Origin of the sequence: Dongia deserti, assembly GCF_003574735.1 — a bacterium.
Lineage (GTDB): Bacteria > Pseudomonadota > Alphaproteobacteria > Dongiales > Dongiaceae > Dongia_A > Dongia_A deserti.
Genome location: NZ_QORW01000038.1, coordinates 1 through 13232 on the forward strand (window position 1 = coordinate 1; position 13232 = coordinate 13232).

A 13232-nucleotide genomic window follows, 5' to 3' on the forward strand; every position below is an offset into this window, starting at 1 on the left:
TGCGCGCCGATGCTGGGCCCTGCCGACTCCTTGCAGAAGTCAAAGACGACAACGTGCCAAGCCTGCGCCTGTTCGACACATTAGGATTCGTCCGCCAGGATCAAGCGGCTGGTTTCCAGTCCTTCATCCTCGACTTGACCTGATAAAAAGGGGCGTAGAATCGTGTAATGGTTTCGACGTGGCTGATCGGGCTGCTCAATCCGGCCTCTGCCTTCGTCAAGGCCTGCAAGGCGATCTACGACATCATCATGTTCTTCGTGAACCGCGGCAGCCAGATCATGGCGCTGGTCAATGGAAGTTTGCGCCAGTGCCGCACGCCGGAACAGCCAATCCGATAAGGTCAGTCTTTGCCGGGATTATGCGGCAAGCGGGATCATTCTGACCACTACCGGGCCCGCGAAGTCGATCTGATGCCGGGAAAGCCATTCTGCATCGCGTTTGATTTCGCTGATATCGCGGGGCTTTGGAAGCGTGCCGGTTTCCTGTGCGCATCGCATGAGCGCCGATTCTGCCACGAACGTCGCATCCTGCACGGTGAACCCCCGCGCTTCGCACTCTGGAAAGTCGGGGAAGAACACGCGCCATTCGCCGACAATCGACTGTGCAAAAATAGCGATGTAGTAGTTCATTTGTACCTTTCATCCAACATCGTTGACGGCGCAGACAAGTGCGCGATTTGGACGCGACGCCGAACGTCGCGAGTCTCAGCATATGGACTGGACAAATGATCCGGGCAGATGAAGGCGGGAAGTGCGGTCCAGGAGCCCGTTCCGATCCGACACTACGCCCTATAGTGCACTCCGTGCAATGCACAAAGAAAGTGCTAGGTGATTCGGGAGAAGCCTCTTAGGTTCTATGCATCGCCGGCTTCACTGCCCCTGGCCCGCTGGCGCCTGAGAGAGTTTCGTGCTCCCGCCCAAACAGCGGAGCATCGGATGCTTAAAGCACGCCAAGCACTCAGACTTGTTGTCAATGGTATCACCGCTGTGGTGATAGCCGTGGCCATCTTTCTTGCACTCGCCAACATCGGCCTGATTTCCAGGCCTGCCTCTGAGGACATCACGTTCGGAGGCTAAGGCTCTAAGTTCACGGCCAATTACCCCAGCGACGAGGAATCTAATGACTGCTGACGGAAAATCGAACTCGCCCTCGAAGCGCTCTCAGAGCGCCGAGCCGCGCCCCAAAGCTTCAAACTACGACATGTTTGAAGGCCTTCACCAAACGCGTCTGAAGGCAACAGAAGCGAACCGCAAGCGGCTTCTCGCCAGTAACGCTCCGACTACTCTGCTGGCTCAAGGAGAATAGATCGTCTTCATAGTGCGCGCGTTCACGTCATTCGTTTGTTTGGGCAAGAGTCGATAGGTGGACACCAGACCATGGATCAATTGCCTGACTGGGTCGCAATAGCTTTACCGATCTTCGTGGCGGTCGCCATTGGCTTTGGCCTGCTCGAAGGCAGCTTGCGATGGTGGATTCGACGCATGGAGCGCTCGTACGCGGCGGAGCAGGAAACCGATGCGGCCGCGCGGCCGAAACGCTAAGCTGTCGCTCTCAATCTTCATTCCTCCTCGGACGATGGGTTCCTCGATAAGAGACATTTAGCATCGAAGTCATAGTAATGACTGAGATCATCTGTGCCGAGCGGGCAGACCTCATATCTCCGCACTTGATGGTCCAGCTTGTGACCACCGATGAGTTCACGGAGGAATCTTTTGGGATCGTCCGTCCGGGTGTATCCCAAGATAGTGGAATCGTCACTGAGTGCGACCAGCTTTGATATGAGCGGACGTTCAACGGTGATCATGGACGATACTCCCAAAGAGTGATCACTCTTTCGTCAGCCGCTGCGGAGATGTGATACCCACGCTATCACATGGCTTCAACAGATGATTGGGATCACACTTTTTGAGCCAACCGTCTAAAGTCTTCCACGACATCGGCGATCATCTTGGGGCAAAAGATGCCGGTGATGTATGCGACACAATGTGCCTGAGCTGAGTAATAGAGCGAGTCGGATTGCGGGATCGTGATGCGCAATTAGCAAGATCAACAAGTTACGTGTTGAGCCTTTGGGCTACCCACGACCGAACCCGCATCACACTACTTGTTAAAGACACGTTCATTTGAGACGCGACTTGCGTAACGCGCAGGCCGAGGATCACTTCAGTTGTCGGCGCTTCGCTTGTCGAGCTACAGCGGGTCAGCCCGGCAAGCGCGCTTCGATCACCCCTGCTGAGCAAAGGAACATACCCCGCCAACTCCCCTCGTGCTCAAGTGCCATTGCCGTTTTCCGGAACTCGACCAATTGCTTCTCCAGCATCGGCGGGGCGGGATGATAATGGTACCAGTGAATGGTCACGACCTCGAATCCGCAAACCCTGAACAGCTCCTGCAGTTCAAACGGATTGTGGAACTTCGACAGAATGCGGTCATAGGCCTGGATCGGCGGAAGGGACAAGTCACAGCGGCGGTCAAGCTCTGCCGCGACTGCATCCTTGATGGTGGGCGCAACGCTGGCTAACAGATCGTCAATGATGAAATCCCGGGTGCGCCGGTTGAACGTGAACAGCGAAAACAGCTTGTTCCGAAACTCAATGAGGGCTGTTCCGCCCGGCTTGAGGCACATTTTGACCGTCTCCAGCATCAGACGGTCATTGCGAACATGGGGGAGGACGCCCGCCGCTATGACGGCATCGAATTTGCCAGAATTTAGCTGCCCAACAAGCGTCGTGGCATCCTCGACATCGCCCCACTGGATCAGCTCCTGAGAGAGACCAGCGCGTTCGAAATTCTGGCGAGCAGCATTGACCATCTCTTGCGATATGTCGCACCCGGCAACCTCAAGCCCCATCTTGGCAAGAGCAACCAGAGGCGTGCCTTCGCCAACGCCGATTTCATAAATCCGCTTCGCATCAAGAGTGGCGATGCGGCGCGCAAGGATCTGGAGCCGGAAATAATTAGCCGGGTAGCTGTCTAGCTTTTCGAGGTTCTCCCGCTGATACATCTGATGATAGTCGGCGGCGACCGTATCGTAGTGGTCAGCGACGCTCGGCTTGCTCTTGTCCGTCATACTTTGTCCTCTTGTTCGATCAGCCCGGCATCGGCCAACTGCCTGACCGCAGGTACCAGTTCCCAAACTGGGAGGTCTAATAGCTCAGCAATGCTAAGCAAGTCATGCTCACCATCGCAATATGTGAAGATGTCGGTCAGGAGGCGCCCCATATGACGGCCACCCGGCCCGTTCAGAGTTGGATAAAGACCGCGTTTGCCCAGTTGCGGCTCGCAGAGGACGGTTGCGCGATAGGCCCGGTTCAATTCGACGGTCAAGATTGCCTTCGCGATCGCATTTATCCCGCCCCCGAGCCCAGCCGGCGATATCAGGGACAAATCATCTAGCGAAGTGTGATACTCCGGATAAGAGCCGTATTTGCTTCGCATGATCGAAGCGACAGGCAAGTCGACTCCGGGGCTGCAATACTGCCGCTCATCACTGCCACGGTCCAAAAAACCATAGCGCATGAAGTCTGCGGCGTGATGCTTCAGGGCGTGAAGCGCGGCCCGGTCTGCGAGTGTTTTTCCGTTGCGCGAAGGCAGATACGAGTACACGCGATCATCGCCTATACACGTCAAATTGAAGCCGGCAATGACCCGCTCCTTCAGTTCTGGCAGGTGGCGGCTCAGATACGTGATTGAGCCGATGGTCTCGGGGATGAAAACGACGCGGTATGTGAAGCGTCGGCGCGGGAGGCTTCGAATCCATCGGACCAGTTCTGTTGCGACTGTAGGGCCTGAGAGCTCGTTGTTGCCCAGCGATGGATGGCATACATAGGTGGAGAGGAAAACTTCTGCCCTCGACTGTCCCGGCAGGATGACTTCGCCGTAAGTGAGGCCACCTGGCGCCAAGGTTGAATCGATCCGCACGCGATAGTTCCCTGGTTCAAGTGCGGTCAGTTGCCGATGTGACAGGCAGAAGCCCCAACGCTCCGCGTAGTACGAGGTCACATAGGGGATAGCGTCGGGCATGCCTGGCAGAGAATACAGGTGCGGGCGCAGCTCATCCAGCGACAGCATCCGGTCGACAGCAATCGAATAGCCGACAAGATGCAGGTTGTTGTCCTTGAAATTGACAATCCGTTGCCCGCGCTCGTTCTCGATATAGGCTTCGCGCACAGACCATTCAGGCGGAACAGTCCAGTCAAAGCACTTGATCCCGCTCGGAACCTCGTGAATCATCAACTCGGGGATCTCGCGGGCGATTATTGCCAGTGTTTCGCGCACCCCTCGGCCGGTAATGCTTCGGCAGATCGGGAATAGCTCTTTCGCTAGAGCATACGCCCGCGCTCCCGCCTCGGAGTCTGGAAACGCGTTTTCGGGTAGCGGATATGTCATGGAGTGCAACCATAACCTTTCTATGCTGGGAACGGAAGTGCGATGGGAAGAAGGTAATTTCGAATGAGGTGGTGGAATCCGTCGCGCAGGCCCTGCCTTGCGAAGCCCACACCCTCAAAAAAGGCGCAAGCTCTTTACGTTGTCCTCCTTTATCTCAGGAGCCAGGCAGCACGACCCTACAGCTGCACGATGAAACTCCAACCCCGTCGCGAGGATCGATCGCCCATATCGCTTTTCACGCTCTTGCGGCGCCAGGTTGATGCTCACCAGCCAAGAGTCGGTCGAGCGACGAACCGGACCACGCCGAGTTTTCGCCCGTACTCTTCTGCGATCAGTATGAGGCGGTCTGGATCTTCGATCGCCTTTTAAAACCATCGCAGGTGATCGGCTTTCTCCACCGGATTGCCTGTCTTGCTCGTCGCAACGGAATCGGGATCGTTCCGCCAAGCGAGAAACGTCTAGGGCATCGTCCATAGTCGCCTGTCTTAGGTTCATTGCCACCATCCCGCTGGTTCGCCATGATGGCAAGCCACTCCGAAGAACTACTCGCCGCAAGAAGAGGCTTGAAGGGTGTCACGTTGAACTCGCGCCTGGTCCCAAGAACGAAGTGCGCATCGTGAGGGCGATTTTCCGGCGGTATGTCAAACTTGGCGAGACGACCGGCCAGATCGCCGCATATCTGAACTCCCGAGGCTATCCGACGCGATTTAGCCGTCTGTGGAGTTCTTACTATATCGGAAGCATGCTTCTGGAAGAAAAGTACATCGGCACGGCCGTCTACAACAGAGTATGCACCAAACTACAGAGCGGGTGCAGACTGAACGATCCGTCTGAATGGATACGCAAGCCCAATGCGTTCGCCACCATCATCAAGCCGTCAATCTTCGAGCAGGCGCGAAGACGGCGGCAAGAGGAGATGCGCGCCCTAACCGACGATGAAATACTGACGCGGCTTCGCCGCTTCATCGCGAAGCATGGCCGCGCGACACACATGGCGATGCGGAAATCGGGTAATGGGAATCTGTCGCATCAGTGCGTGCGCTCGCCGATGAGCGGCAGCGCGCCGAGCGGCTGATCGACCACGAAATCGTTCGACAACCACAGGCACTCGATCTCGCCGGCCTGCGTCTTGAACGAATCGAAAAAGCCCTTGTCGCCATGCACGCCGATTTTCGTAACCTGATCGGCGCGCAGCAGCTTCAACACGTCGGCGATGGACTGACTGACCTGGGTCCTCTCGCTTGTCGGACCGCCCGCGGACGGATGCGTGCCTGCTTTGAATTTCGTTGCTTTCTTGGCATCGCCGAGTCCAAGCAGTGAACCCAATGACCGGCCGGTCTTGCCAGCTTCCTGCAGTTCTAGATCGGCGGTTTTCATGACGTCGGTTCCATTCCATCGACAGTATGATTAGTACCTTCTGCGGTACGCCCCGATCTGAAAACTGGTGGAAGGGGCGGTCAGATGCATCCTTATTCTCAGCATCTGCAGCAGTCATCAGGTGCGCTTGAGGGCGCCAATCGCCCGGCGGATTCGTGTTCCAAACGACAGCGGCCGCGCCGAGACCAAAATGGTCTTGCTACCACAAGCTTCTAGCCGCAGCCGATCGTCGAGTCCAAGCAAGCTGGCATACTGCTCAAGGCGCCTTGCCACACCATCCAGGCTCTTCTCGGGAAACAGAATGCCGCGCACATTCTTATCCTTTTGGCGCCAGCGATAACCGCCATAGGTGCGCCAGTTACTGACCATACCGGACGACTCGCACCAGCCGCGCGCGTTGCCAAGCGCCAGGATGTCCTCGATCATGCTCTCGGCGCCGAGGCAATTGGGATCGAAGGACATGCTGTCCCTGAAGCGGTCAATCATACTCGTGCTGTAGCAGCATTCCGGCGCGGCGATCACTCGCTCAAGCTCTACCAACGTATCGGCCACACTGGTAGTCACGGGATTGACAAGGTTCGCGAGATACCGCCGGTTAACAGAACTTTCTGTTGGCAAGAGACAGATCGCGGGCTTGTCCAGAGCGATCGCTTCGACTCCGGTCGTGCAATTGGTATGGATGAGAACGCGCGAGGCCAGGATCCACGGAACGGCAGCACCCTGGCGCACGATTTGGACCTGTGGGCAATGTGCGAGCCACTTATGCCAGTTCTCGACGTCTTCGCTAGGATGCGGTCGCAGGATGATGCGCTGGTTGGGAAAGCGCCGCACCATTGCCGGAAGCAGCTCAATGAGGGTGGCTCGGTTTGCGCCTTCCATCGCAACGATGCGGTCAAGGTCGCGCAACAGTTCGGTATCATTGGCGTCGACCTTGCCCTGGTCGATCAGCCCCTGGATCATCTGTCTGGCATCACCCTTCTGGGAGTTGGTGGTTCCAAAGTTAGTGTTGATTAGGATGAAGTCGCCATAGCGCCGGAGCAGGTCGTCGACCTCCTGTGCGAAAATCGAACGCAGCTCCTGGCGCAACAGGTCCCAGCGTGGATTGCCCACCCGGCGGAGGCGGTCTTCCCCCAACTCGAAGTTGGCGCCGAACGCACTGGAATTGTAGGTGCCCGGCAGGAAGATCAGATCGGCATTCTCGACAGCGTCCCGTGATACCCACCAGAATTTGCGATCATGAACGACAAGCCCGGGAATTTCCTCGTCAATTGCGGCGGTTATGTAGCCAGCCGCCCTGGCCCGCTTCAGCGTCTTTGCATCGCGCCGGGTCAGGGTCTTGGAAAGATAAACACCCGGCGTCATGAATTCGATGTTACGTTCAAGCAGCCATTTTTGGCCGAGCACCACCTCGAATCCGCGGGACGCCGCAAAGCTGGTGAGCAGGAGCCGAGAATCCAGCTCACGGGAGGTGATCTCCATGGGAAAATAGATGATCTTGGCCGGCTTCTGCGGCATGCCTTTACTCTGAGTTGCTAAATTGCGCCGATGTCTAGTGGACGATCAGTCGGCGCGCAATGATGTTATACCTTCGAGGAACGGGCGAGAATTGAGTGCTGGCCACTACTCGTGCCCCTTCAGCAGCAGAGAGGTTCCATGTTTCCTAGCGAACGAAAGATCTTGCCGAGTTGGCAGGCGCGTCTGTCAGGGGGTCCCGACAGGACACGGGACCTTAGGCTGGGTACGCAGCGAGTTGTCCTGCTAAGAGCGAATCAGGCCGGTCTTCTTCGTCCCGAAATCTCGTCTTCATTTTGGCGGATACACGACAGCACCCGCGTCCGGTAGTCTGCCGACCAAGGGAGAAGGCAATGCCCCCGAATTGGAAACTGACTATTCTGCGTACTTCAAAGGAAGCCATTCTTCGCCCAATGCTCGGGTGCGACATTACCCAGGCATATGCTGAGGGGCTAAATAATCCGGTGGTCTTCAAATTCCTTTCACCTCCGCCGCCAGGAGGCTGGAACGCGGAAAACATGCGGGGTTATGTAGTGGACAACTGGAACAGCGATTCCAACGCTCTTTTTGGTATATACTACCGCCACCAGCTGGTCGGCACGACGCGGCTACACGGCATTGAATGGAACCGCTCGCGCGCGGTCCTTGGGATCTGCATCTTTGATACGTCGGTGTGGGGGATGGGGCTGGCCACCAGCACGATCATCCGCATTGTAGAATTTGCAACAGACGAATTGGGTCTCTCTGAGATTAACGCCGGAATAAAGCAGGGAAACGTTGGATCGTGCGAAGCGTTCAAGAAGGCCGGCTTTAGGCAGATCGAGAACAGCCCTAACGGCGATCTTCAGTACAGTTGGACCAAGACGTTGTAGAGCCCTGCCAAGCGAGGCTTGATCTATAAAGGCCAGCAAGAGCAGTTTTTGTTAGACCGCCCAGTCGTAAGTATCGTAATCATCCCACTCGTCTTGCCAAACGGTTTTTGGGTCTTTCGGTTTGATCTCGACGGCTGCTCCGCGGATTTTCGTTGACTGTTCTACGCACGTGCGATGCACGGCTTCGCTCGACGAACACAGTTCTGGAATTTGTGCATCGAGGCGTTTCAAGAGATGAGCCTTTGTGGCCCACCACGTGACAGCGCCGCCGAGCGCGCCTCCGGCGATGAATAGTGAGATGTTCAGCAACACAACTCGCTCCCCCTAGAAACCGACTTGTTTTGCCCAAATCTTCCATTGTTGCAATGAAAATTACGTGGGCCAATCAAAAAGAGCGCATTTATTAGTGGATAGCAATCAGGCTGGGACTTGCAAGTGATTCCAGCATGTCTAACAACACTGACGGTGGCCGCCCATCAATAATATCTAGGAATACTAACCTATGTCGTCCGTTCGTCACAACCCGGCTCGCGGGCACATGCCTCCGATTGGTGCGTTCAAAGCACGATGAGCCGTTGTGGAGCCATTTTTCGGTCTTGTCAGCGAAGGCAAAGCCCCGTACCCGATCGGTGCTCGTTTGCAGCGGTCGAGGAAGTTCCTCGACGCTGGCCAAACTCGAGAGTTTATAAAGGCACACGGTGATTTATGAAGGTTTTAGCCATTCTGCAGGCGCGCATGACCTCGACGCGCCTCCCCGGGAAGGTGATGAGGCCCATCCTGAATCAGCCGATGTTGCTGCGGCAGATTGAACGGATTCGCAGGGCGCGCACTCTCTCACATTTGATAGTGGCTACGTCTGACACCCCCATGGATGATCCCCTGGCAGAGGTCTGCCGCAACGCGAGTATCGACGTCTATCGGGGATCGCTCGACGACGTTCTCCGTCGCTACGTAGAGGCAGCGACCCCCTTCATGCCCGACCATATCGTGCGCTTGACTGGCGATTGTCCATTGACTGACCCCGCTGTCATCGATCGTGTGGTCACTACCCATCTGGCTTGTGAAGCCGATTACACTTGTAACGTGTCGCCCCCAACCTATCCCGATGGCTTAGATGTGGAAGCAGTGAAAGCAGGCGCCCTCAACACTGCGCATGAGGAGGCCACGAATCCAGCGGAACGCGAGCATGTCACGCTGTTTGTCAGGCGCCGTCCCGATCGCTTCAATATTAAAAATGTCGCAAATGAAAATGGCGACGTTTCTCATCTGCGCTGGACAGTGGATGAGCCTGCCGATTTTGAGTTGATCGAGGCCATATATGGCGCTCTCTATCCATCCAATCCGGCCTTTACGACCGCGGATGTAATTTCTTGGCTGCACGAAAACCCTGCTTGGCGAGATCACAACTTGCACCACAAACGCAATGAGGGGCTCGCAAAAACTCTAGCGAAGGAGGCCAGCCTAAGATGAATGGGTCAGGTGGAAACAGATTTGCAAATTCAGAGATATTGCTGCAACGCGCTCTGCAAACTATTCCTCTTGGCTCACAGACGTTTTCCAAGAGCAAGACCCAGTTTCCGTTTGGTGTCTCGCCATTCTTCGTGATCCGTGGTCAAGGAAGCAAAGTTTGGGATGCGGATGGTCACGAGTACATAGACTTCATAAACGCTCTTGCATCTATCACGCTGGGTTACAACGATCCCGATGTCGTGTCAGCTGTTCAAGAACAGCTGAAGGATGGCGTCATCTTCTCGCTTCCTCATCCGTTGGAAATGCAAGTCGCGGAAGCCATAGTTGATATGGTGCCATGTGCAGAGATGGTGCGTTTCGGCAAAAATGGGTCGGATGCGACCTCAGGCGCCGTTCGGCTGGCTCGCGCATTCACCGGCCGGGACCATGTGGCTGTCTGCGGTTATCATGGCTGGCAAGACTGGTACATCGGCTCGACTGCGCGACATCGCGGGGTGCCGCAGGCCACGCGCGACCTGACACACACGTTTCAATTCAACAATATCGATTCACTTCGTGCGCTGCTTACTGAGCGGCCAGGGTGTTTTGCCGCAGTGATTTTGGAGCCAATGAACGTCTCGCTGCCTACCGCGGACTTCTTGGAAAGTGTGCGCGAGATCACTCATCAGCACGGCGCGCTGCTGGTGTTCGACGAAACCATCACGGGCTTCCGCTTTGCAAACGGCGGTGCGCAGGAACGTTTTGGAATTGTACCAGATCTCGCCACTTTCGGCAAAGGACTGGCCAATGGCTTCCCGGTCTCAGCGCTTGCCGGTCGCGCCGAAGTCATGCGGCTGATGGAGGACATATTCTTCTCTTCCACGTTCGGCGGGGAGACCTTGTCTCTGGCGGCAGCCCTTGCGACGCTGAATAAGCTGCGACGTGAGCCAGTGATCGATACTCTGCGCCGCCAGGGTCAGAAGGTGATCGAAGGTGTACAGGCGCTGATATCAACGCACCAAATTGACGACATTGTATCAGTAAGTGGTGATCCCACATGGTCCTTCGTCAATGTAAGGGATGTTGGGCCTTACAGTGTATGGCAGATCAAGACCTTTCTTCTTCAAGAATGGTTCAAGAGGGGCATCCTTTCGTTGGGAACACACAACATGTCCTATGCCCATACTGACGGCGACATTGCGAGGTTGCTCGCGGTACACGACGAGGTTCTCGGTTCAGTCGCTGATGCAGTAAGAAATCGTAGTCTCGAACGAAGATTGCTATGCCAACCGCTTGAGCCCTTATTTAGAGTGAGATGACCGGATGAATATCTCCGTGTGGCTCGAGCAGCGGAGTCCCTACGCGCTAGAGACAACCGGGATGTAACAAGGGCATCCTTAGGGATCTGGACGCGCCGGCCACAGTGGCACAGCAGGCAGATGCATTGCCTCGCGGTGAGGTCGAGGAACGTCGGATCAACTGTGGTGCCTCGGGCATGGCGCGCACCTCACAGTCATCTATCCTCCAGCCGTGGCCCGAACGTGAGACAACTGTCAACACTTGACCCGTCGAGTGGCGTGGATCTAGGGTTCAATTATGGAAACGTTCAATGACGAAGCTCAGACGGTCACCTGCCCAAAGTGCGGGGCAGTATACAGTTGCTTGGTTAACGAAGATCTTCCCCGAAGCGGCGGTGAGCTCAGCTGCGAATTCTGCAAAGAGATTGTTGCAAGCTGGGGCCCCTTCAGACCGCATACTATCTTCTCGGTAATTAAACGGCCCATAGATCGAGGCGGATGAGCCGCAGCTCCTTCGATACATCCGCTGAATGATTAGTATTAGCCGGGATGGCACTGTCCATCGAAGTTCACGACAAAATGTATCGTGGTTAACACTTGCGGGGAGTTCTAGCTGATCTTGTGCCATGCTCTGCTCTAGCACCTAAAACTCAGCTGCCAATCGCACTCTGCGCCAGACTCTTAATCTCTTCTAGGGCACTGGCGACGAGGAGCGATTGTCAGGGACGGTCTCGAAGCGTGCGCGACCGCGTCGTCGCGCCGACATCGATAGCGCTACAGGTCCGCACCCCGTTTGGGATGTCGTCGCGTCCAAAGTTCACCGAAGGACAACCGTATCGGCTGGATTGCGGACAGATGGTTCGAGGTCCAGCGCACTCAACAACATACCTTGATCTGGAAACATCTCGTCGTGGCACCGATATGCCCTGTCGGCGACCGGACGTCGTGCATTCGGACATGTGCAGTGGATCGTATGATCGTTGCTACGTAAGTTGCTACAATAACGGCCACCGCCGTTCGAGATTGTACGCCAGGAGTTCGCCGAACCGGTCGTTACCGATCGGCCCCCTGCTGGTCCGCTGCAGAATGTCGATGTCCGGGCCGCGATTGCCTTCGACCAGCGCGGGACCGTCATCCAGGAACGCAACGTCCCACCCGATAAGCACGTAATCGTTAAAGGCCCGATGCGCGTTTTGGACCAGTTCGATGACCTCGCGCCACATCGGAAGCTGGCGGCCCGCAACCGGAGCATGGGTGAATGGGTGTTGCTCGTGCCAGCGTGACCGCTCCGTGCCGAGGTCTGACGCTGGGCCAAGGGCGCCGGTACGTATATCAACCGCTGAAGCAACACCCCCGGCGTGGAAGTTGTCGACCGCAGACGTTGCGCTGCTGGGCATGCGGAACGCGGCGTTGGTCGCTTCGTACCAGCCCGTCTCGGAACGCAGGGTCACGATCCTGGCCGTGCACAAGGCGCCGGCGCTCAGATTGGACAGAGCAGCGTGATTGGTGAGCGCCGGCTGCACCAGATATGGCTCCTTGCGGGAAAGCTCCTCAATGCGTGCCACCAGGGCGGTACCATCAACCTCCTGTCCCTTGGTGTTGCGGTAGCGACCATGGTTAATCCTGTGCCAGCGCTCCGCGCCGCCACCACCCTTGCCCACCACGGGCTTGAGGAACAGGTCGTCCGGCGGCAAGCGCTCGCCGCCGTCGACGCGCCGACCATCCTCGAACACGGCAAGCGTGGGCACATGCCGCAGGCCGTGCATCTCGCAATAGCGCGCCAAGCCCAGTTTATCCTTCAGAGGGGCCGGCACGAACGTGTCGGTCTCCGTCGGATAGAGCAGACGGTATGCAATCTCCTTCGTCTGGTAGCGCCATAGATAGTCGGCTGCGCGCTTCTGCTGCTCCGGACGATGGAGCTCGTAGCGATAGTAGTAGATCGGTGGCACGCGATGGTGGACTGCCAGCCGCACCATGTCCGCAAACTGCCGCCGCTGCGAGATCCCCGTCAGGCGGTGGAACGTAGCGCCGCGCAACCGCAACTGCTTCCAGCCTCGGACCGCGGCGATGAACGGCCACAAAGCGATCAGCACGAGGTTTCGGCCACCGGCGATGAAATCGCCGGCAGGCCAGAGCGCCTGGTTACACAGCCGGTGCACGCGACCGGCCGGTGCATCGGCAGGCGGCAGGTGTCGGCCCACGATGAAAGGCGGAGGATATACTCGGCCGCCATCGCACGCTTTATGGCTTTGACGATTGCATACAGCGGGCCGTCATCGTTCTCAAACGGCTCTGCGCAATAGACGATCCGCACTCCGTGCTGTCTGCAGCGATA

13 protein-coding genes are annotated in these 13232 nt (G+C 56.8%); 6 read left to right on the forward strand and 7 right to left on the reverse strand.

The features are described from left to right. Positions 1-167: 167 nt before the first annotated feature. Positions 168-338: a hypothetical protein gene (locus DTX69_RS30505; protein ID WP_162917693.1), complete on the forward strand. Its 171-nt coding sequence runs from the start codon at positions 168-170 to the stop codon at positions 336-338. Between the two features lie 18 nt (positions 339-356). On the opposite strand, the gene DTX69_RS29610 is transcribed toward DTX69_RS30505, so the two are convergent. Then, entirely contained in the window at positions 357-629 is a 273-nt protein-coding gene (locus DTX69_RS29610) for a type II toxin-antitoxin system HicB family antitoxin (RefSeq protein WP_119305201.1), read from the reverse strand. Between the two features lie 747 nt (positions 630-1376). Here DTX69_RS29610 and DTX69_RS30510 point away from each other — a divergent pair. Further along, entirely contained in the window at positions 1377-1541 is a 165-nt protein-coding gene (locus DTX69_RS30510; RefSeq protein ID WP_162917694.1) for a hypothetical protein, read from the forward strand. Positions 1542-2200: 659 nt separating this feature from the next. On the opposite strand, the gene DTX69_RS29615 is transcribed toward DTX69_RS30510, so the two are convergent. Both DTX69_RS29615 and DTX69_RS29620 read right to left on the reverse strand, forming a co-directional pair. Continuing rightward, a complete protein-coding gene (locus DTX69_RS29615) occupies positions 2201-3070 on the reverse strand; it encodes a class I SAM-dependent methyltransferase (protein WP_119305202.1) in 870 nt (289 codons plus the stop codon). Continuing rightward, entirely contained in the window at positions 3067-4389 is a 1323-nt protein-coding gene (locus DTX69_RS29620) for a DUF4910 domain-containing protein (protein WP_119305203.1), read from the reverse strand. The genes DTX69_RS29615 and DTX69_RS29620 overlap by 4 nt, the downstream gene beginning before the upstream one ends. Positions 4390-4996: 607 nt before the next feature. On the opposite strand from DTX69_RS29620, the gene DTX69_RS30515 reads away from it, so the two are divergent. Further along, on the forward strand, positions 4997-5464 hold the full coding sequence (locus DTX69_RS30515) for a recombinase family protein (RefSeq protein WP_284736157.1): 468 nt from the start codon (positions 4997-4999) through the stop codon (positions 5462-5464). Here DTX69_RS30515 and DTX69_RS29630 read toward each other — a convergent pair. Continuing rightward, a complete protein-coding gene (locus tag DTX69_RS29630; RefSeq protein WP_119305205.1) occupies positions 5419-5766 on the reverse strand; it encodes a hypothetical protein in 348 nt (115 codons plus the stop codon). The two genes, DTX69_RS30515 and DTX69_RS29630, sit on opposite strands and share 46 nt — an antisense overlap. Before the next feature lie 117 nt (positions 5767-5883). Next, complete coding sequence (locus DTX69_RS29635; protein WP_119305206.1) at positions 5884-7281, reverse strand: surface carbohydrate biosynthesis protein; 1398 nt, start codon at positions 7279-7281, stop codon at positions 5884-5886. A gap of 350 nt (positions 7282-7631) precedes the next feature. On the opposite strand from DTX69_RS29635, the gene DTX69_RS29640 reads away from it, so the two are divergent. After that, positions 7632-8150, forward strand: a complete 519-nt coding sequence (locus DTX69_RS29640) for a GNAT family N-acetyltransferase (RefSeq protein ID WP_119305207.1) — start codon at positions 7632-7634, stop codon at positions 8148-8150. A 51-nt stretch (positions 8151-8201) separates the two neighbouring features. Here DTX69_RS29640 and DTX69_RS30520 read toward each other — a convergent pair whose 3' ends face one another. Next, entirely contained in the window at positions 8202-8462 is a 261-nt protein-coding gene (locus DTX69_RS30520; RefSeq protein WP_162917696.1) for a hypothetical protein, read from the reverse strand. 393 nt (positions 8463-8855) lie between these two features. On the opposite strand from DTX69_RS30520, the gene DTX69_RS29645 reads away from it, so the two are divergent. Both DTX69_RS29645 and DTX69_RS29650 read left to right on the forward strand, forming a co-directional pair. Next, entirely contained in the window at positions 8856-9620 is a 765-nt protein-coding gene (locus DTX69_RS29645; protein WP_119305208.1) for a cytidylyltransferase domain-containing protein, read from the forward strand. After that, positions 9617-10918 (forward strand): aminotransferase class III-fold pyridoxal phosphate-dependent enzyme, encoded by a 1302-nt coding sequence (locus DTX69_RS29650; RefSeq protein ID WP_119305209.1) that lies wholly within the window; start codon positions 9617-9619, stop codon positions 10916-10918. The genes DTX69_RS29645 and DTX69_RS29650 overlap by 4 nt, the downstream gene beginning before the upstream one ends. Before the next feature lie 974 nt (positions 10919-11892). On the opposite strand, the gene DTX69_RS29655 is transcribed toward DTX69_RS29650, so the two are convergent. Next, positions 11893-13098 carry a sugar-transfer associated ATP-grasp domain-containing protein gene (locus tag DTX69_RS29655; RefSeq protein ID WP_119305210.1) on the reverse strand — a complete coding sequence of 402 codons (1206 nt, stop codon included), beginning with the start codon at positions 13096-13098 and terminating at the stop codon, positions 11893-11895. Positions 13099-13232 lie beyond the last annotated feature (134 nt).

What these genes read in the sequence shown, in the direction of transcription:
- DTX69_RS30505 (WP_162917693.1), top strand. Translation starts at nt 168, where the DNA reads ATGGTTTCGACGTGGCTGATCGGGCTGCTCAATCCGGCCTCTGCCTTC.
- DTX69_RS29610 (WP_119305201.1), bottom strand. Translation starts at nt 629, where the DNA reads ATGAACTACTACATCGCTATTTTTGCACAGTCGATTGTCGGCGAATGG.
- DTX69_RS30510 (WP_162917694.1), top strand. Translation starts at nt 1,377, where the DNA reads ATGGATCAATTGCCTGACTGGGTCGCAATAGCTTTACCGATCTTCGTG.
- DTX69_RS29615 (WP_119305202.1), bottom strand. Translation starts at nt 3,070, where the DNA reads ATGACGGACAAGAGCAAGCCGAGCGTCGCTGACCACTACGATACGGTC.
- DTX69_RS29620 (WP_119305203.1), bottom strand. Translation starts at nt 4,389, where the DNA reads ATGACATATCCGCTACCCGAAAACGCGTTTCCAGACTCCGAGGCGGGA.
- DTX69_RS29630 (WP_119305205.1), bottom strand. Translation starts at nt 5,766, where the DNA reads ATGAAAACCGCCGATCTAGAACTGCAGGAAGCTGGCAAGACCGGCCGG.
- DTX69_RS29635 (WP_119305206.1), bottom strand. Translation starts at nt 7,281, where the DNA reads ATGCCGCAGAAGCCGGCCAAGATCATCTATTTTCCCATGGAGATCACC.
- DTX69_RS29640 (WP_119305207.1), top strand. Translation starts at nt 7,632, where the DNA reads ATGCCCCCGAATTGGAAACTGACTATTCTGCGTACTTCAAAGGAAGCC.
- DTX69_RS29645 (WP_119305208.1), top strand. Translation starts at nt 8,856, where the DNA reads ATGAAGGTTTTAGCCATTCTGCAGGCGCGCATGACCTCGACGCGCCTC.
- DTX69_RS29650 (WP_119305209.1), top strand. Translation starts at nt 9,617, where the DNA reads ATGAATGGGTCAGGTGGAAACAGATTTGCAAATTCAGAGATATTGCTG.